General features: G+C 54.6%; 19 protein-coding genes. 12 read left to right on the forward strand and 7 right to left on the reverse strand.

The annotated features are described in order from the left end of the window. The first annotated feature begins 977 nt into the window (after nt 1-977). Nucleotides 978-1,652 (forward strand): response regulator, encoded by a 675-nt coding sequence (locus tag KO1_RS17260; RefSeq protein ID WP_016807809.1) that lies wholly within the window; start codon nt 978-980, stop codon nt 1,650-1,652. Between the two features lie 61 nt (nt 1,653-1,713). Here the strand turns inward: KO1_RS17260 and KO1_RS17265 are convergent, their stop codons facing one another. From KO1_RS17265 to KO1_RS17275, 3 genes are all read right to left on the reverse strand, one after another. Next, a complete protein-coding gene (locus KO1_RS17265; protein WP_049095767.1) occupies nt 1,714-3,411 on the reverse strand; it encodes an NAD-dependent malic enzyme in 1,698 nt (565 codons plus the stop codon). Nucleotides 3,412-3,595: 184 nt separating this feature from the next. Next, nucleotides 3,596-3,736 carry a stationary-phase-induced ribosome-associated protein gene (sra, locus tag KO1_RS17270; RefSeq protein ID WP_004101955.1) on the reverse strand — a complete coding sequence of 47 codons (141 nt, stop codon included), beginning with the start codon at nt 3,734-3,736 and terminating at the stop codon, nt 3,596-3,598. A gap of 303 nt (nt 3,737-4,039) precedes the next feature. Continuing rightward, on the reverse strand, nt 4,040-4,891 hold the full coding sequence (locus KO1_RS17275; RefSeq protein ID WP_004101956.1) for a Vmh family MBL fold metallo-hydrolase: 852 nt from the start codon (nt 4,889-4,891) through the stop codon (nt 4,040-4,042). Nucleotides 4,892-5,004: 113 nt separating this feature from the next. On the opposite strand from KO1_RS17275, the gene KO1_RS17280 reads away from it, so the two are divergent. From KO1_RS17280 to KO1_RS17310, 7 genes are all read left to right on the forward strand, one after another. Next, nucleotides 5,005-5,907, forward strand: a complete 903-nt coding sequence (locus KO1_RS17280; RefSeq protein WP_004101958.1) for a LysR family transcriptional regulator — start codon at nt 5,005-5,007, stop codon at nt 5,905-5,907. Beyond that, a complete protein-coding gene (locus KO1_RS17285) occupies nt 5,907-6,386 on the forward strand; it encodes a GNAT family N-acetyltransferase (protein WP_004101960.1) in 480 nt (159 codons plus the stop codon). Before KO1_RS17280 ends, KO1_RS17285 begins: the two co-directional genes overlap by 1 nt. 80 nt (nt 6,387-6,466) lie before the next feature. Further along, complete coding sequence (locus KO1_RS17290; RefSeq protein WP_004101962.1) at nt 6,467-6,898, forward strand: OsmC family protein; 432 nt, start codon at nt 6,467-6,469, stop codon at nt 6,896-6,898. Between the two features lie 112 nt (nt 6,899-7,010). Further along, on the forward strand, nt 7,011-7,880 hold the full coding sequence (locus tag KO1_RS17295) for an oxygenase MpaB family protein (protein ID WP_064407063.1): 870 nt from the start codon (nt 7,011-7,013) through the stop codon (nt 7,878-7,880). 201 nt (nt 7,881-8,081) lie between these two features. Next, nucleotides 8,082-8,987 carry a cation diffusion facilitator family transporter gene (locus KO1_RS17300; RefSeq protein ID WP_004112917.1) on the forward strand — a complete coding sequence of 302 codons (906 nt, stop codon included), beginning with the start codon at nt 8,082-8,084 and terminating at the stop codon, nt 8,985-8,987. Between the two features lie 326 nt (nt 8,988-9,313). Beyond that, nucleotides 9,314-10,231 (forward strand): bestrophin family protein, encoded by a 918-nt coding sequence (locus KO1_RS17305; RefSeq protein WP_004101970.1) that lies wholly within the window; start codon nt 9,314-9,316, stop codon nt 10,229-10,231. A gap of 190 nt (nt 10,232-10,421) precedes the next feature. Then, complete coding sequence (locus KO1_RS17310) at nt 10,422-12,722, forward strand: FdhF/YdeP family oxidoreductase (protein ID WP_064407064.1); 2,301 nt, start codon at nt 10,422-10,424, stop codon at nt 12,720-12,722. 42 nt (nt 12,723-12,764) lie between these two features. Here the strand turns inward: KO1_RS17310 and KO1_RS17315 are convergent, their stop codons facing one another. Both KO1_RS17315 and KO1_RS17320 read right to left on the reverse strand, forming a co-directional pair. After that, nucleotides 12,765-13,382: a LysE family translocator gene (locus KO1_RS17315; protein WP_024274151.1), complete on the reverse strand. Its 618-nt coding sequence runs from the start codon at nt 13,380-13,382 to the stop codon at nt 12,765-12,767. Nucleotides 13,383-13,466: 84 nt separating this feature from the next. Continuing rightward, nucleotides 13,467-14,279 (reverse strand): helix-turn-helix transcriptional regulator, encoded by an 813-nt coding sequence (locus KO1_RS17320; protein WP_049593147.1) that lies wholly within the window; start codon nt 14,277-14,279, stop codon nt 13,467-13,469. 156 nt (nt 14,280-14,435) lie between these two features. Here KO1_RS17320 and KO1_RS17325 point away from each other — a divergent pair, with 156 nt between their 5' ends. Next, complete coding sequence (locus KO1_RS17325; RefSeq protein ID WP_004101980.1) at nt 14,436-15,341, forward strand: LysR family transcriptional regulator; 906 nt, start codon at nt 14,436-14,438, stop codon at nt 15,339-15,341. On the opposite strand, the gene KO1_RS17330 is transcribed toward KO1_RS17325, so the two are convergent. Continuing rightward, the gene (locus KO1_RS17330) at nt 15,338-16,237 is read right to left on the reverse strand and encodes a LysR family transcriptional regulator (protein ID WP_053064868.1); all 900 of its coding nucleotides are present in this window, start codon (nt 16,235-16,237) and stop codon (nt 15,338-15,340) included. The genes KO1_RS17325 and KO1_RS17330 overlap by 4 nt on opposite strands. Before the next feature lie 104 nt (nt 16,238-16,341). Here KO1_RS17330 and KO1_RS17335 point away from each other — a divergent pair, with 104 nt between their 5' ends. After that, nucleotides 16,342-17,505 carry an MFS transporter gene (locus KO1_RS17335; protein WP_053064869.1) on the forward strand — a complete coding sequence of 388 codons (1,164 nt, stop codon included), beginning with the start codon at nt 16,342-16,344 and terminating at the stop codon, nt 17,503-17,505. A 17-nt stretch (nt 17,506-17,522) separates the two neighbouring features. Here KO1_RS17335 and KO1_RS17340 read toward each other — a convergent pair whose 3' ends face one another. After that, nucleotides 17,523-18,932 (reverse strand): MFS transporter, encoded by a 1,410-nt coding sequence (locus KO1_RS17340; protein ID WP_064355561.1) that lies wholly within the window; start codon nt 18,930-18,932, stop codon nt 17,523-17,525. A 289-nt stretch (nt 18,933-19,221) separates the two neighbouring features. On the opposite strand from KO1_RS17340, the gene KO1_RS17345 reads away from it, so the two are divergent. Both KO1_RS17345 and KO1_RS17350 read left to right on the forward strand, forming a co-directional pair. After that, nucleotides 19,222-19,734 carry an anti-virulence regulator CigR family protein gene (locus KO1_RS17345; protein ID WP_004101986.1) on the forward strand — a complete coding sequence of 171 codons (513 nt, stop codon included), beginning with the start codon at nt 19,222-19,224 and terminating at the stop codon, nt 19,732-19,734. A gap of 412 nt (nt 19,735-20,146) precedes the next feature. Further along, nucleotides 20,147-20,537 (forward strand): MgtC family protein (locus KO1_RS17350; RefSeq protein ID WP_148719761.1); only part of this gene is annotated, 391 nt, incomplete at its 3' end.

Genomic DNA, 20,537 nt, shown 5'->3' on the forward strand with positions numbered 1-20,537 from the left:
CTTACTCAAGAGTTACAGGCATGTTTATGCCTCGTCAAACATCGCTGACGATAACCCGGTAAGCCCGAGGGAAGGGATTCAGTCTTTGGTTTCTTCGCTCAAGCTGAAGTTATCGCAGCACGATACCGATAACGCTTGAGCAGGTGCGATCGCCAAATGCACGTGAAAAAAACATTTCACGGTACGACATGGGATCCTCCTTTTTTTATTCAGTAAGTTGATAGGTGCAGGCAGTGTAATGGGTGAAATCCGTTTTGGCTAGCGATCCGTTTACGCCGGGCACGCTTTTGCCACTAACATCCTGGGCGCTTGAACCCTATCAGGCTTAGCAGCGCTGCTTTGGCGCAACGCAAAAGCGATAACGCAGAAGAATTATTCATGAAATCAATATAACTTACGTAATCTCGCTCATTTCATAATCGATTCGACAGAAAAGAAGAATATTTCCGCTACCAATTGATATATATCATTATTTTTCTGCAAACTGTAATGGTTCAAAATCAATTATTTGTCATACTTATAGCTATTTATGCTTCAGATAAAATGATTATCGGTTTTATATACTTTAAAAACCGGGCTCACTGTTTTCATGCTGCTAAATAAATCTGTTTGCTTAGATTTTGATCATCAATAGCTAACGTTGAATAAGCCACGGCATGTGGTTTAATATTTGTTTCGTCTGTATAAGCCTGGCGAGATAATCTGACAGCAGGACTGATTATCCTCAATAAACGTTAGCCAGGCCGTTTCCTGAGATAACTATATCAATTGTCTGGTGCTTTATATCCTTATAAAGCGCTTTGGATTTTTATTCGCCGTGAGCCGGGTTTATGAAAAATTTAATTATCACCGCTAAAAACTATTTATTAGCGTTTTTAATGCCGCATGCTACTTAACGTACAGCAACAGCCGCACAATATAGTTATTAAAAAATAAAAAGGTCACGCCTGTTAATTACTATCGAAATAGGGGGGGAGATGCGCATACTTGTCTTTGCGGATAAGGCTCTGCTGCGTCATCATTTGAAAGTACAGCTAACGCAGCAAGGGCATATCGTCGATGATGCACAAAACGTCAAGGAAGCGAATTACTATATCGTAGAGTATCCGCCTGACATCGCAATTATTGATCTGGACGCGACAAGTGAAGCGGGTCTGGCTCTGATCCGCGACTGGCGCGGCCAGGGGGTTTCTGTACCGATATTGGTTATGAGCGCAGGCGAGTGCTGGCAGGATTGCGTTAACGCCCTCAACGCCGGTGCGGACAACCACATCCGTAAGCCATTTCATATTGATATTATGGTTGCGCGTATCAATGCGCTTTTTCGCCGCAACTATGGATTGTCATCAGAATTAATCTCAATACCGCCATTTCTGCTAAATCTTTCGCGTCGGGAATTGTCGGTAAATGGTGTTACGTTAAATCTGACCGCTTTTGAATATATTATTATGGAAACATTAATCCGCAACTGCGGTAAAGTTACCAGCAAGGATGATCTTATGCGCCAGCTGTATGCAGAAGGAGAGCTATATTGCAGCAGTTCACTAATGGTCCTTATTGGGCGGATACGTAAAAAGATTCGGGCGTGTTATTCATCTGAGTCCATCGTGACGATTCGCCGGCAGGGCTATAGATTTGATATCAAAAAATAGCGAACCAGAGAATTATTTCCCAGGTAACCAGGAGCATTAACGCTCCCGGTTACGCTAGTGGTTATATTGACGTCCGGCGATAGTTGCGATATTCCGGCTGCCAGAAGTTATCGGCGATCGCCTGCAGCAGCGCTTCGGCGGAGGTTTTCACCGCCACGCCTTGCTCCTGGGCAATTTTACCCACCGCAAAAGCGATAGCGCGCGAAACGCTCTGGATATCTTTCAGTTCCGGCAGAACCGGACCTTCACCGTTATTCACCAGCGGCGAATGTTTCGCCAGCGTTTCGCTGGCGGCCATCAGCATCTCATCGGTCACGCGCGAAGCGCCTGAAGCGATAACCCCAAGGCCGATCCCCGGGAAGATATAGGAGTTGTTACACTGGGCGATGACGTACTGCTTGCCTTTGAGCGTTACCGGAGCGAACGGACTGCCGGTAGCGACCAGCGCTTCTCCGTTGGTCCAAGTGAGGATATTTTGCGGTGTGGCTTCCACCCTTGAGGTCGGGTTTGACAGCGGCATCACGATTGGTCGTGGGCAATGCTTATGCATCTCGCGGATAATCTCTTCGGTGAACAGCCCAGGCTGCCCGGAGACGCCGATCAGGATATCCGGTTTTACATTTCGCACCACGTCAAGCAGCGACAGCACGTCACTGGTGGTGTCCCACTCTTGCAGGTGTTCGCGTTTCTGCACCAGTTTGCTCTGGAACGGCAGAAGATTTGGCATCGCATCCGTGAGCAGACCGAAACGGTCAACCATAAATACGCGTTTGCGGGCTTCTTCTTCGCTTAACCCTTCGCGCTGGATCTGGGCGACGATCTGCTCCGCGATACCGCAGCCTGCGGAACCGGCGCCGAGGAAGACAATTTTCTGCTCGCTCAGCTGACTGCCCGCGCCGCGGCTGGCGGCAATCAGCGTACCGACGGTGACCGAGGCGGTGCCCTGGATATCATCGTTGAAGGAGCAGATTTCGTGGCGATAGCGGTTAAGCAGCGGCATAGCGTTTTTCTGCGCGAAGTCTTCGAACTGCAGCAGCACATCCGGCCAGCGGGCTTTAATCGCCTGAATAACATCGTCAACAAACTGGTAATACTCATCGTCGGTAATACGCGGGTGGCGCCAGCCCATGTATAACGGATCGTCGAGCAGTTGCTGATTATTGGTGCCCACGTCAAGAACGACCGGCAGGGTGTAGGCCGGGCTGATCCCCCCGCAGGTGGTATACAGCGACAGTTTGCCGATAGGAATGCCCATTCCGCCGATGCCCTGGTCGCCGAGGCCGAGAATACGTTCGCCATCGGTCATCACGATAACCTTAACGTTATGGTTCGGTACGTTTTGCAGAATATCGTCGAGATTATTGCGGTTCTGGTAAGAGATAAACACGCCGCGGGCGCGACGATAGATCTCAGAGAAGCGTTCACAGGCGGCGCCGACGGTCGGGGTATAGATGACCGGCATCATTTCATCGAGGTGGTTGCCGACCAGACGGTAGAACAGGGTTTCGTTGGTATCCTGAATGTTGCGCAGGTAAATGTGCTTGTCGATCTCGGTTTTAAATCCCTGGTATTGGATCCACGCGCGTTCGGCCTGCTCTTCGATGGTTTCGACCACTTCCGGCAGCAGGCCCAGCAGATTAAAGCTGCTGCGCTCTTCCATGCTGAAGGCGCTGCCCTTATTGAGCAGCGGAAATTCAAGCAGCACGGGGCCGGCGTAAGGGATGTAAAGAGAGCGGTTTTTCTTATGAGTGAATTGCATCGCACTAACTCCTTGATAATCGCTTCAGCCCGGGCGCGGCGACAGGCGGGGGGCTGGCAGGGAATGGCAGCGGGCAGAGTATAAAGCAGAAGACATCAAAGGAGGGTAAACATGAGGGGGATAGTCTTAAAAAAACACCATCCTGGAGAAAGGACGGTGTTTTTATCATCACTTAGCTGAAAGATTAGCCACCGCGGCGCTTGCGGCCGGTGGCGCGAACATGGTTAACCGTGGTTTCCGCATCGCCTTCCAGCAGGACCTTTTTCTGCTGAGAAAGTTTGTAGTTCAGACCAAGAAGATGACGTGCCTGTTGGTTCGATTTCATTCTTACTCCTTTATCCTGTGTCAGTTTCAAGGACAAGCCCGACGACTGTCGGACGAAATTTAACCCTCAATACGCCGCTTATTTTTCACGCGGCGATCATTAGCGTGGCCCATTTTGCCGGGATTAGCAACATTGAGACGGCACAATCAGCCTCATTTTCAGAGTGGTCCGGGGTCACTCTGCTTCTGCGGATCGTGCCCGGTAAGGCGTTCGCCTTTCCGGGCCGACGGGCGGGTGGCGGGCTTACCCCCTGGATATAGCATTAACCTTCACCAGGCAGAAATCCCCGCGTAATACCCAGACTTACCACTTCATTTCGCCGGTATTCACTTTGGCGCTCAGCTCCAGCGAACTCTCTTCCGCGAGCCCCGGCCAGCGCTGTTTCATCGCCTTAATGACGCCAGCGGAATCTTTATGCTCTTTGAGCGCCTGCTCAAACTGGGTCAAATAATCGCGAGTAAAAGTAATCGCCCGGTCACCGGCTGGCGGCGTGCCGAGATAATGGCCGGGGATCACCTGCTGCGGATGCAACGCGGCCATCTCGTCGAGCGTATTTATCCACTGCTGACGGCTTTCGACGCTCTGAGTGTCCGCCGTCCAGACGTGCATACCCCACGCCACGCCGGTACCGCCAAGAATGGCTTTATTCGCCGGGATCCACACATAGGCGGCATAATTTTGCGGCTGGCGGATCTCAACCTTTTCGCCGTCGATAGTGAAGGTATTAGCCGTCAGCTCCTGCGGGACATAAACCTGGGTCGGCGCGCCGTCCTTCATCTGCGGGCCCCAGTACGCCAGTTTGGCCTGTTTGGTGGCGTTAATGTGTTTAACCACTTCTGCGGTTGCCACCACTTTGGCTTCCGGGAACGCTTTGACCAGCGGCTGCAGGCCAAAATAGAAATCCGGATCGCCGGAAGTAATCACGATGCGGGTCAGTTTTTTACCGCTTTTCTGAATCATTTCAACCAGCTTCTCGCCATCCTTCACGCTGAACTGAGCGTCAAACAACACCGCTTCATGCGGGCCGGAGGCGAGGGTGGAGTTAACCGCGAAAATACCGTTCTCCTGCGGGTTATAGGTTTGCAACGTTAATGGGGCTGCCAGAACTGAAGCGCTGAACAGCGTAGTGGCGATGGCAAGGGCAGATAATTTCATGTTCGTTTCTCTTCGTCAGGTGAATAAGCGCTATTTTACGGATTTCCTGATTTGCGAAAATTCCTGAAAAAAGAGATGCTGAGTTTCATAAAACGTGCAGATGGAATCAAGTTATGGATCGAGTCATTGCCGCGCAGGTCTATATGCGTATTTGTGAGCTGGGAAGCTTAAGCGCCGCCGCGCGGGCGCTGGGGATGTCGCGGCCGATGGTGAGCCGCTATCTGGAACAGATGGAGCAGTGGGCTGGCACCCGACTGGTTCATCGCTCTACCCGTAAGCTGACGCTCACGGCTGCGGGGGAAAAGGTACTGCAAAAAACGCGCACCCTGACGCAGCTGTCGGATGAGATCGCCGGGCAGAGTGAACGAGCGATCCCCAGCGGAACGCTGCGCGTAGCCTGCGCTCATTTTACCGCGATGCAGCTGATTTCTCCGCTTTTGCCCGATTTTCTCGCCCGCTATCCGCACCTGCGTCTTGAGCTGGATATCAACAATCATCCGGTAAGCCTGATAGGCGAAAGGATCGACGTGGCGATTCGGATCACCGACAATCCGGAGCCGGGAGCTATCGCCCGCCGTCTCGGCGTTTGCCGTTCGGTGCTGTGCGCGTCGCCGCGCTGGCTACAGCAGAATGGGCCGCTGCATACGCCGGACGATCTCACTCGCCACAACTGCCTGCATTACAGCCATTTTGCCAGTCAGACCTGGCAGTTTAGCGACCCCAGCGGCGAAAGCGTGACGGTGGCGGTTTCCGGCAACCTCAGCGCCGGGATCTCCTCGCTGTTGATGGAGGCGGCGGTAGCCGGCTGCGGCATCGCAATGCTGCCGGAGCTGGAGGCGCAGCGGGCGCTCAACAGCGGGGCGCTGAAACAGGTTTTACCGACCTGGCGGCCAAAAGCCTTAAACGTGTATGGGATTTATCTCTCGCGGGACTACCAGCCGAGCGCGCTGCCGCTGTTTCTTGAAGAGATTCAGCAAAAACTGGCGCAACCTAACGATATAAAAGGACCCTTGTGATGATTGTTATTCGCCCAATGCGCGATGAAGAGTACGCCGCGTACCTGAACTATTTTATTGCCGATTATGCGGCGGAGATCGCGACCAATTACGCGCTTTCTCCGGAGGCGGCATTGGCCCAGGCGCAGCGCGAAATTGCCGAGGATCTGCCCGATGGCGTCAATACTCACGGCCAGGCTTTACGCTGCTTATTCGATGAAATTGACGGTACAGAAAAGCGGGTTGGCTATCTCTGGTATAAGCCTGACGCAGAAATACGCTCCGCCTTTATCTGTGATTTTTATATTTTTCCGTCCTTGCAGGGGCAGGGATTGGGTAAACAAGCGATGGCGGCTTTTGAGCATGAATTAAAAAACCAGGGTATCCGCCAAATAAAACTGCGCGTCGCCGGCGATAATCCGCGCGCTCGCCGACTCTATGAAGTCACCGGATTTCGCGTTACCGGCATCAATATGAGTAAAAATATCGCTGCGGATTGATCCTAAAATCGCCGCGTGCCGCCCAAATGCGTAAGGGAGTTCTATACTTAACCCTTTCATGTCACAAAAGGAGCGATATCATGGCAATCCATAAGAAAGGTCAGGCGCATTGGGAAGGGGATCTAAAAAGCGGTAAAGGAACCGTCTCTACCGAGAGCGGCGCGCTGAACCAGCAGCCTTATGGTTTTAACACCCGGTTTGAGGGTGTGAAGGGGACTAACCCGGAAGAGCTTATCGGCGCCGCACATGCCGCCTGTTTTTCCATGGCGCTATCGCTGATGCTGAGCGAAGAGGGCTACACCGCGACCTCCATTGATACCGTGGCAGTGGTAACGCTGGATAAATCCGGCGGCGGTTTCGCCATTACCCAGATCGCGCTACAGAGCAAAATCGTGCTGCCAGGCATTGAGGCCGACGCGTTTGACAGCATTATTCAGAAAGCAAAAGCCGGTTGTCCGGTTTCTCAGGTGTTGAATGCTGAGATAACCCTGGATTATCAGCTCAATTCCTGACCTCTCGGGTGCCCGCGTTCAGCGGGCGCTCTCCTTTAAAGCCGTTTCAGGACAATGCCCCCGCCGTTGATTAATGTTATCTTTCTTGCTCACGAATGAGAGCAGGTGGGTCATGATCAGCATACGCGGAACGATTGAAGCTCAGGTTCTGGGCTTAACCGGCATGGCGCTAAAAGAGATCGATTTTGAACATCCCAAAGGCGAACCGGGGCTTTTTGGGCCGCAGTCGGCTATCTGGCAGGTTCACGGCGATTTCACGTCCATGCTCTGCGGCGGGGTCAGCGCGCTGTTGTTACAGATGCTGCATCCGCTGGCCCTGGCGGGCGTCTGGGATCACTCAAATTTCCGTGAAGATATCTTTGGCCGCCTGCGCCGCACCAGCCAGTTTATTTCTGCCACCACCTTTGGCACCACCGCCGATGCCGAACGGTTGATTGCAAAAGTACAGGGGATCCATCTGCGGGTAGGCGGCCAGGACAAAGACGGCACGCCCTATCAGGCCAGCGATCCGCACTTGCTGACCTGGGTGCACGTCGCCGAATGCAGCAGCTTTATGGCCTCGCATCTGCGCTACAAGCGGACCGTGGTCAGCGCCGCCCGTCAGGAGCAATACTATGAGGAAGCGGCCGAAGTTGCCCGTCGCCTCGGGGCGCGGGATATCCCACAGACGCCGCGGCAGATTGCTGATTACCTGCAGGAGATGCGGCCGGTGCTGCGCTGCGATGAGCGAACCCAGGAAGTTGCCCACGTTCTGCTGTCGACCCGTCTGCCGGGCCGTATGAGCCGGCCGGTGGGGCGAATAATGATGCGCGCCGGAATTGACCTGCTGCCGCCGTGGGCGCAGGAGATGCTTAATTTGCCGATGAGCACGCTACAGCGGCACAGCGCGCGGTTTGCGGTTCACGGCGTCGCTCGCATACTGCGCGCCTCGGTGCGCAACGGCGCGTATCATTGCGCAATGCGCCGGATGAATCAGTTTTAATTTTGCCCCTTTGTTGAATACGCGGAAATATAGCCATGGCTATTATTGATATGGCTATTTTGTTTAAAAGCAAACTATTCTCATTTATATATTTAAGGTCGGAAGAAATAATTAAACACTCTCTTAATGGCGGCGACTTATTCAGGAAAAATTAAGCCTGAACGCGTAGTCTTGCTCTTTTTCTTCGGGGAAGTGTCGGTAATGAAAATAAGTAACGATAAGCAGCGTTCCCAGGTTGCGCGTAAAACGACGCTGGTCAGCGTGATGGTCAATCTCTTTTTATCCAGTTTTCAGATACTGGCCGGGATATTCTCGGGCTCGCAGGGCTTAATCGCCGATGGTATTCATTCTCTTTCCGATTTGGTGGCCGATTTCGTTGTGCTGTTGGCCAATAAAAAAAGCGGCAAACCTTCGGATAGCGACCATCACTACGGGCACCGGCGCTATGAAAACGGCGCTTCACTGGTGATTGGCGCGCTGCTGTTACTGGTTGGCGCGGGTATGCTGTGGTCTGCTTGCGGCAAACTACTGCAACCGGAATCTATTCAGAGTGTGCATATTACCGCGCTGTGGGTGGCGCTCGCCGCGCTGACCGCCAAAGAGATTTTATTCCGCTATATGCTAAGGGCGGCTAAGCAAATCCAGTCCTCTATGCTAATTGCCAACGCCTGGCACGCCCGCTCGGACGCCGCGTCTTCGGTAGTCGTTGCGGTCGGCATCATCGGTAATCTGGCCGGTTACGCCTGGTTTGACCCAGTGGCCGCACTGGTTGTCGGCGCGCTGGTCACCCGCATGGGCTATACCTTTTCGTCTGACGCCCTCCATGACCTGATGGATCGGTCAGTGGATAGCGATAGCGAGCGGCAAATAATCGCCACTATCCTGGCAACGCCCGGCGTCGTGGCGCTGCACGACCTGAAAACCCGTCGTGCCGGGGATTTGATCCTGGTCGATGTGCATGTCGAAGTACCCGGGCATTTATCGGTAGCGGAGGGGCACGATATTGCGCTGCTGGTGCGGACCCGGGTGCTAAGCCACCATAACGTTCTGCATATGATGATTCATATTGACCCGTGTCGCGCAGAGAGCGCCGCGATTGTCGCGTAAATTATTCCCCTGGATTTTCGAGGGTTATGTCGGATTGCGGATAATATTGCCTGCGAAATAAAAAAGGACCATAATTCAGCGGCTATTCTTTCATCGCTGATAAATAGCCGGCTGACACAATGTCGTGTTTTTAAACAATATAAGAATCCAATCGGTTAATAGAAACGCTCTATAGCCTGAATAATTCAAGTTACAGGAAGACGGCGGCGCAGGGAGTCCCCAGAATCTGACTTCTGTCAGCGAATGGGGTGCGAGGAAAGCCAATGTCCAGGTAACTTGCCGTTTGACAGGGATATTAACCGTGCGAAATTTCAGGAAGTAATACAATGATTATCCGGCCAGAACAACACTGGTTCCTTCGCTTGTTTGACTGGCACGGCTCCGTGCTGTCCAAAATTGTTTTTCGCCTGCTGCTTAACGTAATGATGTCGATTATCGCCATCATTAGCTATCAATGGTATGAGCGGCTGGGGATCCATCTTACCGTCGCGCCGTTTAGCCTGCTGGGGATCGCCATCGCTATTTTCCTCGGATTTCGCAATAGCGCCGGATATAACCGCTTTGTTGAAGCGCGCAATTTATGGGGGACGGTGCTGATTGCCCAAAGAACGCTGGTGCGCCAGCTGAAAAATATTCTGCCGACGGAAAGCGCAGCCCATCAACGCCTGGTGAGCTATCTGGTCGCGTTTAGCTGGAGTCTGAAGCATCAGCTGCGTAAGACGGATCCGAGCGCTGATTTAGCACGTCTGCTGCCGCCGCACAGCGTAAAGGAAATTCTCGCCAGCTCGATGCCGACCAACCGTATTCTGCTGCTGGCAGGTGATGAGCTGGGGCGTCTGCGCGCAGAAGGGAAGATTGGCGATATCACCTTCAGCCTGATGGACAATAAACTTGATGAGCTGGGCCACGCGCTGGGGGGCTGCGAGCGGCTGGCCAGCACCCCGGTGCCCTTTGCCTATACGCTTATTTTGCAGCGCACGGTGTATCTGTTCTGCGCGCTGCTGCCGTTTGCGCTGGTCGGCGATCTTCACTATATGACGCCGTTCGTGTCGGTGTTTATCTCCTACACCTTCCTGTCGTGGGATTCGCTGGCGGAGGAACTGGAAGATCCGTTCGGTACCGCCGCTAACGATTTGCCGCTGAACGCGATGTGTAACACCATTGAGCGCAACCTGCTGGATATGACCGGACAATATCCCTTACCGGAGAAACTGGTGCCGGACCGCCACTACAATCTGACCTGATTTTGTGTGTTTATTATTCGTTAAATAAGTTAAATCTAACGCGTGATAGATAACATTGATTATACAGTCATGGCCCAGATTGTTATGCTTTCGTTAACAAAACGCCCGCTATTTTGACGGATAGCGGGTGATAAGACATCAGGCGGCATTTCACCTGCAATCCGCCGCCGAAAGCGCATCAGGAGTCAACATGAGTAATAGAAGACGCGTCGTTCCCGGCGTCCATCCCTATGATGGTCCGGCGGGCGGCTGGGGTGCCTTAAAAGCCACCGCGATCGCCGTGCGTACGCAAATGGACGCGCTCGATGCTCCCGCCACGCTGCTGCGGACCAATCAGCCGGATGGTTTTGATTGCCCTGGCTGCGCCTGGCCCGACAAAGAGCATAAATCGACGTTTCAGTTCTGTGAAAACGGCGCCAAAGCGGTGACCTGGGAAGCCACCAGTAAACGCGTGACGGCAGAGTTTCTGGCGACCAATACCGTGACCTCGCTGCTGGCGAGGAGTGATTTCGAGCTGGAAGGCTACGGGCGCTTAACTCAGCCTCTGGCCTATGATCAGGCCAGCGATACCCTGCGTCCTGTCTCATGGGAAGCGGCGTTTGCCCGTATCGGCGCCATTCTCCGGACGCTGCAGCCTCATGAAGTCGAGTTCTATACCTCCGGACGCGCCTCTAACGAAGCGGCCTTCCTGTTCCAGCTGTTCGCCCGCGAATATGGCACCAACAACTTTCCGGACTGCTCCAATATGTGCCATGAGTCGACCAGCGTCGGCCTGCCGCAGTCCATCGGTATCGGTAAAGGGACGGTCTCACTTGATGATTTTGATAAGACCGAGCTGGTGATTTCTATCGGCCACAATCCCGGAACCAACCATCCGCGCATGATGGGCACGCTGCACGAACTGGCGCGCCGGGGCGTGCCGATTATCGTCTTCAATCCGCTAAAAGAGCGGGCGCTGGAACGTTTCGCCGATCCGCAGAACGTCATTGAGATGGCGACCTACAGCTCAACCAACATTGCATCGACTTACTTCCAGGTCAAAGCGGGAGGCGACGCGGCGGCGCTTAAGGGCATCGCGAAGGCGCTGCTGCAGCTGGAAGCAGAGCAGGGCAAAGTGCTGGATCGGGCGTTTATCGATGAGCATACGCTGGGCTTTACCGACTTTGCGCAGGATCTACAGGCGACGCAGTGGCAGGATATCGAGCGCGAGTCGGGTTTAACGCGGGGCGATCTTGAACGGGTAGCGGCGGCCTATGCCAAATCTCACGCCACCATTATCACCTACGGCATGGGCATTACCCAGCATAATAAAGGCACCGCTAACGTCCGCCTGATAGCCGACCTGCTGTTGATGCGCGGCAATATCGGTAAGCCGGGTGCCGGAATCTGCCCGCTGCGCGGACACTCCAACGTGCAGGGTAACCGCACCGTCGGCATCACGGAAAAGCCGAGCCCCCAGTTTCTGGCCAACCTGCAGCGGGTGTTTGGTTTTACGCCGCCGCAGGAGCATGGCCATGATGCGGTAAAAGCGCTGCAGGCGATGATCGAGGGTAAATCGAAAGCGCTTCTCTGCCTGGGTGGTAACTTCGCGGTGGCTATGCCGGATAGCGAACGGGCTTTTCCGGCGATGCGGGGGCTGGATTTGAGCGTGCATATTGGCACCAAGCTCAATCGTTCGCATCTTCTGGTGGCGAAAGAGACCATCATCCTGCCGTGTCTTGGGCGAACCGAACTCGATCTGCAGGAGACGGGACGGCAGTCGATCACCGTCGAAGATTCGATGTCGATGGTGCACGCATCGTCGGGCAAACTGAAACCCGGTTCGCCTGAACTGCGCTCGGAACCGGCGATTGTTGCCGGGATGGCCATGGCGACGCTGACGGAGAGCAAAATTGACTGGCTGGCGCTGGTCGCCGACTACGATCGGATCCGCGATCTGATTGAGCAGACCATCCCCGGCTTTAACCACTACAATCAGCGCATTCGCCATCCCGGCGGTTTTCGCATGCCGCTGCCGCCGACGGAGCGTATCTGGCCCACGCCGACCGGCAAAGCGATGTTCTCCGTTTTCGACGGGGTGCACGAAAACCAGCAGGTAGAAGGGCATGAGGTGATGCGCCTGGTGACGCTGCGCAGCCACGATCAATACAACACCACCATCTATGCCATGGACGATCGCTATCGCGGCGTGTTTGGCCGTCGCGACGTGCTCTTTATGAACGAACAGGATATGGCTGAGCTGGGATTTGAACACGGCGACCGGGTGGATATCCGCTCCGCGCTGCCGGGACACCATCAGCGGCTGGATGATATCACGCTGGTTGGCTACAACATCGCCCCGGGCACCGTTGCGGCCTACTACCCTGAAGCTAACGTTCTGGTTCCTCTGGATTACCTTGATAAAGAGAGTGGAACGCCATCGTATAAATCGGCGCCCGTGCGCTTAACCTTGCGCTCGAAAGAGATTCGCGCGCTGACAGCGCTTCGCTAACCCCTTTTGCCCACGGCGATCGTCGCGTCGTGGGCAAAATCGCTACCTCTGCGCCAGAATGAGCTTAACCCCCAGCCCGACGAAACCGGCGGCAAAGCAGGCTCTCAGCCCCTGTAAAACCCCCGGACGCGTCAGCACGTATCCGCGCATCGCCGCAGAAAAGGCGCCGTAGAGCAGAAAAATCAGCAGCGTCATCAGCATAAACACAGCGCTCAGGATCAGCATTTCGCCGATCGGCGACCTCGAGTTGCGCTGGATAAACTGCGGCAGAAAGGCGAGAAAGAAGAGCGGCAGTTTGGGGTTGAGCAAATTGATCAGGATCGCGTGGCTTATGACCTGACGCGAGTTGCGTTGCTCGATGCCTGTCACGCTCAGGCTCCCGCGCTGGGTCAGGGTGGCCCACGCCAGATACAGCAGCCAGGCAACGCCGGCGAACTTCACCAGCTCGAATGCGCCTGGCGTACTGTGGAGGATGGCCGCCAGCCCGGTTATCGCCGCCAGCATATGTGGAATAATGCCCAGCGTGCAGCCGACGGCCGCGGCAAAACTCATGCGTCTGCCCGCCGTCAGGCCGGTGGCAATGGTGTAAAGCGTCCCGGTACCGGGAGCGATGACCACAATAAGCGACGTTAAGAGAAACTCAGGGCTGATAAATGCCATGATGTCTTCCTGTGGGAGAGAATCGAGGCCCTGAGTATTTCGCAAAGCGCCGCGCGGGTATTGAACAAAATTGCACAGTTTCAGCTAGCGGCTCGCCTGAACGATAGCCTGGTAGCTGCCCGGCGTGACGGCAAACTGTTTTTGAAATGCGCGGGTCAGGTGGCTTTGGTCGGCAAAACCGGCCATGAAGGCTGTATCGGCGAGGGAGTGACCCTCCATCAGCAGACGACGCGCCAGACGAACGCGGGACTGTATCAGATAGGCGTGTGGCGTGATGCCGGTCGCGCGCGCGAAGCCGCGGATCAGCTGAAAGCGGCTGAGACCGCAAAGCCTGGCAAGCGCCTCAAGAGAGATTTTCTCTTCGGGGGCATCATCGAGATATTGTCTGGCCAGCACGATGGCGGGGGAGCCGATTTTGCCCGGCCGCCTGGCGCAGAGATGAAATTGGCAAACCTGCATCAGGCAGAGCAGCAGCGCTTCTTCCACGGCGGCGTCATCCGGCGCGCTGGCAACGATCTCGCGAAACAGCCGCTGCATTTGCCCGCGCAGCATCGGGTCTTCGACTACCGGGCGCAGGAGGATCTCTTCAGCCTTCATCTCTCCCTGCAACTCGTCAACGACACGCTCAGGATCGAGATAGACCATCTGCCAGCTGCGCGGGCCATCCAGTGGAATACCATCGTGCATCTCGCCCGGATTAACCATAATGATATCTCCGGCGGCGGCCTCAATTTTGCCCAGATGGCTCCATGAATGCTGCGCGCCCTGAGTGAAAATCCCGATACCGAACTGGTCGTGGGAATGGCGCGGAAAGCGCTGATCCGTGACTAACGATATGGCTTCCAGGCCTGGCATGGCCAGCCGGTGCTGCTGAACGTGATGAAGGCGAGTTTTCAACGGTTTCTCCTGCCGGTGCATCCCATGAGTGTAGCCTCAGGCACGCAGGACGAGCAACGGTCGACCGGCGCTTGAATTTCATCAACGCTGAACATAACATTTAACTAACATTTTGCCTGCTGCACCGGCAGCAGATTGCGCAAACAGTGGATGATAATGGATATTAAACAGCTTAAGTACCTGATTGCGCTCGACAGAACACGACATTTTGGCCAGGCCGCAGCGGCGTGCCACATTACTCAGCCTACGTTATCAATGCGTATTCGCAATCTCGAAGAAGAGCTCAATTTAACCCTTATCCAGCGCGGACAGCGCTTTGAAGGATTTACCCCGGAGGGCGAGCGTATTCTGGCCTGGGCGCGAGCGCTGCTGGCGGCGCATGACGGGTTAGAAGCCGAGGCGGCTATCTGTCGGGGGCAGATGGTCGGCCAGCTAAGGGTGGGGATGGTGCCTTTAGCCAGCCTTAATCCGATGCAGTTGATAAAACCGCTGGCGGAGAACTATCCGGAGCTGCAGTTCAGCCTGCTGTCCATGACGTCGGAACAGATTATCGACGGCGTCAGCCGCAACCAGCTGGATTTAGGGATCTGCTACCTGCACCATGTCGATAGCCAACTGTTCAACGTGCTCTGGCTGCCGCATACGCGTATGGGGCTGCTGCATGATAAACGTCATTATCAGTTTACCGATGCGACGCCGGAGTGGGAGACGCTGGCCGCGCTGCCGCTGGGCTTTCTGACCAAGGGCATGTACTACCGAGAATCGATTGAAATGAGCTTTAAGGCCAAGGGGCTGGCGCCAAAATACGTTTTTGAAAGCGATTCCACGTTTCAGATCATCCAGGCGGTGCAGGCCGGGATCTGCTGCGCGATTATGCCGCTGAATAACGGACTGGAAGCGTTAAGCGATAACCTGGAAATCAGGCCGATCGCCGAAACGGAGGTCGACTCGATGCTGGCGCTGATCATGCGCAACAAAGAGCCGGTGTCGTCGCTGGCGGAAAAATGCTTTGCCGATGCCCAGGCGATTTTTAGCGAACGCCAGCAGGATGAAGGCGCTTAGCCTGCCATCTGCCTCTGGATAAATTCAAGCCAGGCGCGCATTCTGGCGGGCATAAAATGGCGCTCCCGATAGAGGGCTGAAAGCTGTAACGGCGCCGGCGGTAACTCAAGCGTGACTTCCTGTAGCTCCCCGCGATTGATAAACGGGCGGCAGGGTTGTTCCCCCAGAATAGCGAATCCGACGCCGGCAAGAGCGGCATGCAGCGCCATTTCGCCGCTGTTGACGCGATAGTGTCCGCTGACGTTAACCTTTTTAAAGCTCCCGTCCGCCGCGACAAACTGCCAGGCTTGCCCCGCGAGGGCGCTGACGGTGGTGATACAGGGTAGCGAGGTTAATTGCTCGCTGTCTGTCGGCATACCCGTTCTGGCGATCAGCTGCGGGGAAGCGACCACGCAGCAGGGAAAAGAAAAGAGCGGGCGCGCAATAACGCTGATGTCTTCCATTTTGCCGCGAGTGATGATCACCGCAATATCCACATCCTCTTTTAACACCTCCGTTCCCGCCAGATTAGTCGTACAGCTCACGGTTATTTTTGGGTAGCGCAGGGCAAATTGCGCCATTAGCGGCGCAAACAGCGAGGGGCCAATTTCGTTAGGGAGACACAGGCGTAGGAGCCCCTCGGGTTCTGCCTGCTGTTGCGTTAGCTCAGCTTCCGTAGCGGCTAGCTGCTCCAGCACGGGTCGCATACTGGCGAGCAGCGTCTGACCGGCAGAGGTCAGCTTCATATGTCGGGTACTGCGCTGTATCAAGCGCAGCTGAAGGCTCTGCTCAAGCTGGGATATCTGTCGGCTCACGTTCGATGAGGGCATCTGCAGCGCTTTTGCGCCGGCGCTAAACGAGCCATTTTCCGCTACGGTGACGAAGACCCGCAGCGCGTTGAGATCCAATCTTTTCACTCTCGATTATCCCAATTTTGATAACTAACAACCCCATTTTTACCGTCTTATGTCCGGTTTTACCAGACGCTAGACTCCCCGTATTACACAGTCAGGAGTGTTACATGCCCGGATATCTGGTACGAATAACGTTGATCATGGCTTTTGTTCAATTTATCAACGCGCTCGAATATATGATTATTAATCCCTTATTTGCCTGGATGGCGCCGACGTTTCAGGTGCCGATAAGCCAGGCGGGTTACGTCACCGGCATTTATACGCTGGCTTCCGTCATTGCGGGGGTCAGCGTCTGGCGATGGGTCGGTAACGTTAAACCGCAGCGCTTTTTGCTCTGCAACATGGCCCTGCTGGGGGGATTAACGATAATGACGCTGACCACCACCAGTTTTAGCGGATTGTTATTTTGGCGTTTTCTCGCCGGTCTGGTCGGCGGAACAACGATGGGGGTGGGCAGCAGTTTGCTGGTCAACATTATGCCAGCACACCTGCGTCCTCGGGCGTTGGCCTCAACGATTGCCGCATTCTCGCTGGTCAGCATCGTCGGCATGCCGACGATGTTATTTCTCAGTGAAAAAATCGGCTGGCAGATAGCCCCCGCGACGATCGGCGGGCTCTGCCTGATTGCGTTGCCACTGATAAAACTCGCGCTGCCGGAGCAGCCCATTGCGGCGAACCGTCAGGCAGATTTGCGCTGGTCTTCATCGGTGCTGTTTTACGCCTCCGGCAACGCCCTCGCGCAGTTCAGTGCGATGTTAATCATTCCGCTGCTGGTTCCGTTACTGACGGCGAAAATGGGGGCCAGCGGCGATCAATTACCGTGGTTCTTTTTCGCTGGCGGACTGGCGGGGCTGTGCGCCACTAAACTCACCGGCAAGCTATGCCAGCATTACAGCGGCTACTGCATCAGCCTGCTGGCCAGTCTGCTGTTTATACTGAGCCTGAGCATCGCTTTTACCTTCAACCACGGCGGCGGGCTGTTTATGGTGTTGTTTCTGGCGGCCGCCTACTGTCGCCTGGTGGCCTCATCGGCAGTGGCGATGCGTTTTCCAGAGGATGGCGCCAGGGCGGGGTTTACCCTTTTACAGAATACCCTGATGTCATTAAGTACGGCGGCGGCTTTTCTGCTTTCATCATGGTTGTTATCGGTTGCCGGGAACGGCGAGCGGGCGATGAATGGGATATTGCTGCTCTGCGCCCTGAGCGCATTGCCGCTGCCGTGGCTACTACGGGTTCAGGAGAAAAAATTAGCCGCGCACGCCGCCGGTTAAACCGGCGGCGGCAGTCATCAAATATTCTCCAGGCTAATCCCTCGGGTTTTTGGTCCAAAGATGCCTACTGAGAGCATCACCATCAGCATGCTGGCGACGATAAAGCTAATTACCCCGGGTGTACCGGCGTATTGCAGAATAATGCCGATCAAAATGCTGGTGATCGCCGTGGACAGGCGGCTAAAGGAGTAGCAAAAGCCGACCGCCCGCGCGCGAATATGGGTCGGGAAAACTTCGGTCTGGTAGGCGTGATAGCTAATGGTCAGCCAGGCGTTTGACCAGGTGATCATAAACCCGCAGATCACCAGCAGCATCGGACTGTTCTGAAGCGCAAACAGGGTACCAAATACCACCGTCATCAGCGCGGAAAGCACAATTTGCCATTTGTTTTCAAAACGATGGACGAAGCGGGTACAAAACAGGCAGCCAATCGGATAGGCGAGGGTAATAAAAAATGCATACAGCAGGCTGTGGGTGATGCTCGCTCCCTGGCCGGAAAGCAGGGCCGGTAGCCAGTTGCCGAAGCCAAAGAAGCCGATGGCCTGGAAGAAGTTCATCACCATCAGCATAATCGTGCGTTTGCGGTACTGCGGCGCCCAGATCGCTTTAAAACTTCCCAGCCTGCGCGGATGCTCCTGCGTCTGCACCTGATGGCGCGGCGAGGGAGAAACGCCGCAGCGCTGTTCCATTTCGCACATGACCTTATGGGCCTCATCATGGCGGCCCTTTTCCTCCAGCCAGCGCGCCGATTCCGGCAGCTTCTTGCGGATGACCCAGATGATCAATGAGCAGAGCGCGCCGAAGATAATCACCCAGCGCCAGCCGGTCAGGCCGAAAAGGGTAATCGGCACCAGCATCCACGACATCAGCGCCACGGCGGGAACCGATAAAAACTGAATAAAGAAGGCGAAAGCGAAGGCTTTATTGCGCAGATGCGTCGGCACCCATTCGCTTAAGTAAGTGTCGATGGTCACCAGCTCAATACCGAGACCGATGCCCACCAGAAAGCGGCAGAAGATAACCCCTTCAGCGCTGCTTTGCAGGGCCATCATCAGGGAAAACACGCCGTACCAGGCGAGGGCGAACATAAACGTCAGGCGGCGGCCCAGTTTGTCCGCCAGCGGCGCAAGCAGGCTGGCGCCGATAAACAGCCCCATAAAGGTAGACGAGGCGAAGGCGGCCTGGTCTGAAATCCCGAAAATACCCTGTTCGCCGGTATGGAAAATATTCTCTGCCAGCAGCCCGGTACTGATATAACCGGTCTGAAAGAGATCGTAGAGCTCGAAGAAACCGCCCAGCGCCAGAAGGGTGATAAAAGACCACAGGCCAACGGAGGCGGGCAGCGCATCAATGCGAGCGGTCAGGCTGGAGTGGGAGCGTCCCGGAGAGGCGAACGCGGCGTCGCCCAGGACCTGGGTGGTAGACATATTATTATTTTCCTTAGATGAAATGTTTGCCTGCTAATGTTATTTGATTGTTAATGGTTTTAAATTTTTAATCGCATCGGTGAAAAGGCATTTGCAGAATAAAATAATGTGAATAAGGTTTGGTTGGCGTTGTATGCTGGTTTCTGCGTTTGACCCGCCCAAAGGTTGAAGGAATTCACCATCATGCCGCTAAGTTTTGACCAGAATTTCATTTAGGAAAACAAGAGATTGTTGCGCTGAGGTTATTCATCTACATTCATAGCGAGTACTCCCTCTCAGGAAAAAAATCATGTCCAGAAAGCAAGTTTTGCAAGCGGCGCTGGCGGCGGCGCTTTCGCTGACCATGATGGCGACGCCTGTTTTCGCCAACCCCGGTAACGGCAACGGCGGCGGTAATCATGGTAATAGCGGTAACCATGGGAATAACGGTAACAACGGCAATAGCGGTAAAAACAACGTTGATAAGGGCAACAAGGGTCATAAAGAAGGAAACCCGGGGCAGAGAAAAAATTACGGCAAACCCGATCATGTCTCTGCCGATATCAGCTTCTCCAGAGCGCGTTCGCTGGCGGTAAACTACGGTTTAACCGGCTATCAGTCGCTGCCGCCGGGGATAGCAAAAAATCTGGCTCGCGGAAAACCTCTGCCGCCGGGGATTGCCAAAAAAGCGGTTCCGGCATCGATGCTTAACGAACTGCCGTACTATCCTGGCTATGAATGGCGCGTGGTGGGCCAGGATTTGGTGCTAATCGCGCTGAGTACGGCGATCGTGACGTCGATAATTAATGGCGTCTTTGATTAGTCAATTAACCCCGGTTCGCGCCGGGGTTAAGGTTATCGTGGCGGGAGTTGCGCATTAAGGTCATTCTAAACAAATCGTCACTAAAGCGAGATTTTAACTTTACTCGAATAATTGAATGACTATAATGAGCACAAATTCACACAGGAGAAATATGTTGGACAGTCACCCTTACTTAAACATCAAGGCAAGCTGACGCTATTTTTTCTGCGCTGCTTGCCAACCGGCGGGCAGCAATCTCCTCATCCAGACGATTGCATCCCATAAAAATAACGCAGCATGGCTGCGAGGATAATCGTCATGTTCATGTTTAAAAATACATTATTCCCTCCACCGTCAACACGACGTTAATCGCCTTCCGGGCGACAATTTGTCGTGTGCTTAATAAAGCACATAGTTAATTCTTCCAGCAAAAATGGAGGAAACTATGTTGATGTTTCCTTATATCGCAAATTTACTCGCCGCGATGCTGTTGGGCGCGCTGATTGGCGCTGAAAGACAGTGGCGTCAGCGTATGGCCGGCCTGCGCACCAACTCGCTGGTCGCCACCGGCGCGGCGGTTTTTATTCTGAGCTCCATTTCAACATCGCCGGACAGCCCCGGACGTATTGCCGCGCAGGTGGTATCCGGAATTGGTTTTCTCGGCGCCGGCGTCATCATGCGTGAAGGCATGAACGTGCGCGGCCTGAATACCGCCGCAACCCTGTGGTGCTCTGCGGCGATTGGTGTACTCTGCGGTTTAGGCCAGTTCTGGCAAGCAGCGGCGGCAACGCTGATAATCCTCTGCGCCAATATTCTACTGCGCG

Source organism: Klebsiella oxytoca NBRC 105695 (assembly GCF_001598695.1).
Classification (GTDB): Bacteria; Pseudomonadota; Gammaproteobacteria; order Enterobacterales; family Enterobacteriaceae; genus Klebsiella; species Klebsiella oxytoca.

Bases quoted from the DNA above. Each gene is read 5' to 3' on its own strand.
- KO1_RS17260 (WP_016807809.1), top strand. From the start codon at position 978: ATGCGCATACTTGTCTTTGCGGATAAGGCTCTGCTGCGTCATCATTTG.
- KO1_RS17265 (WP_049095767.1), bottom strand. From the start codon at position 3,411: ATGCAATTCACTCATAAGAAAAACCGCTCTCTTTACATCCCTTACGCC.
- sra (WP_004101955.1), bottom strand. From the start codon at position 3,736: ATGAAATCGAACCAACAGGCACGTCATCTTCTTGGTCTGAACTACAAA.
- KO1_RS17275 (WP_004101956.1), bottom strand. From the start codon at position 4,891: ATGAAATTATCTGCCCTTGCCATCGCCACTACGCTGTTCAGCGCTTCA.
- KO1_RS17280 (WP_004101958.1), top strand. From the start codon at position 5,005: ATGGATCGAGTCATTGCCGCGCAGGTCTATATGCGTATTTGTGAGCTG.
- KO1_RS17285 (WP_004101960.1), top strand. From the start codon at position 5,907: ATGATTGTTATTCGCCCAATGCGCGATGAAGAGTACGCCGCGTACCTG.
- KO1_RS17290 (WP_004101962.1), top strand. From the start codon at position 6,467: ATGGCAATCCATAAGAAAGGTCAGGCGCATTGGGAAGGGGATCTAAAA.
- KO1_RS17295 (WP_064407063.1), top strand. From the start codon at position 7,011: ATGATCAGCATACGCGGAACGATTGAAGCTCAGGTTCTGGGCTTAACC.
- KO1_RS17300 (WP_004112917.1), top strand. From the start codon at position 8,082: ATGAAAATAAGTAACGATAAGCAGCGTTCCCAGGTTGCGCGTAAAACG.
- KO1_RS17305 (WP_004101970.1), top strand. From the start codon at position 9,314: ATGATTATCCGGCCAGAACAACACTGGTTCCTTCGCTTGTTTGACTGG.
- KO1_RS17310 (WP_064407064.1), top strand. From the start codon at position 10,422: ATGAGTAATAGAAGACGCGTCGTTCCCGGCGTCCATCCCTATGATGGT.
- KO1_RS17315 (WP_024274151.1), bottom strand. From the start codon at position 13,382: ATGGCATTTATCAGCCCTGAGTTTCTCTTAACGTCGCTTATTGTGGTC.
- KO1_RS17325 (WP_004101980.1), top strand. From the start codon at position 14,436: ATGGATATTAAACAGCTTAAGTACCTGATTGCGCTCGACAGAACACGA.
- KO1_RS17335 (WP_053064869.1), top strand. From the start codon at position 16,342: ATGCCCGGATATCTGGTACGAATAACGTTGATCATGGCTTTTGTTCAA.
- KO1_RS17340 (WP_064355561.1), bottom strand. From the start codon at position 18,932: ATGTCTACCACCCAGGTCCTGGGCGACGCCGCGTTCGCCTCTCCGGGA.
- KO1_RS17345 (WP_004101986.1), top strand. From the start codon at position 19,222: ATGTCCAGAAAGCAAGTTTTGCAAGCGGCGCTGGCGGCGGCGCTTTCG.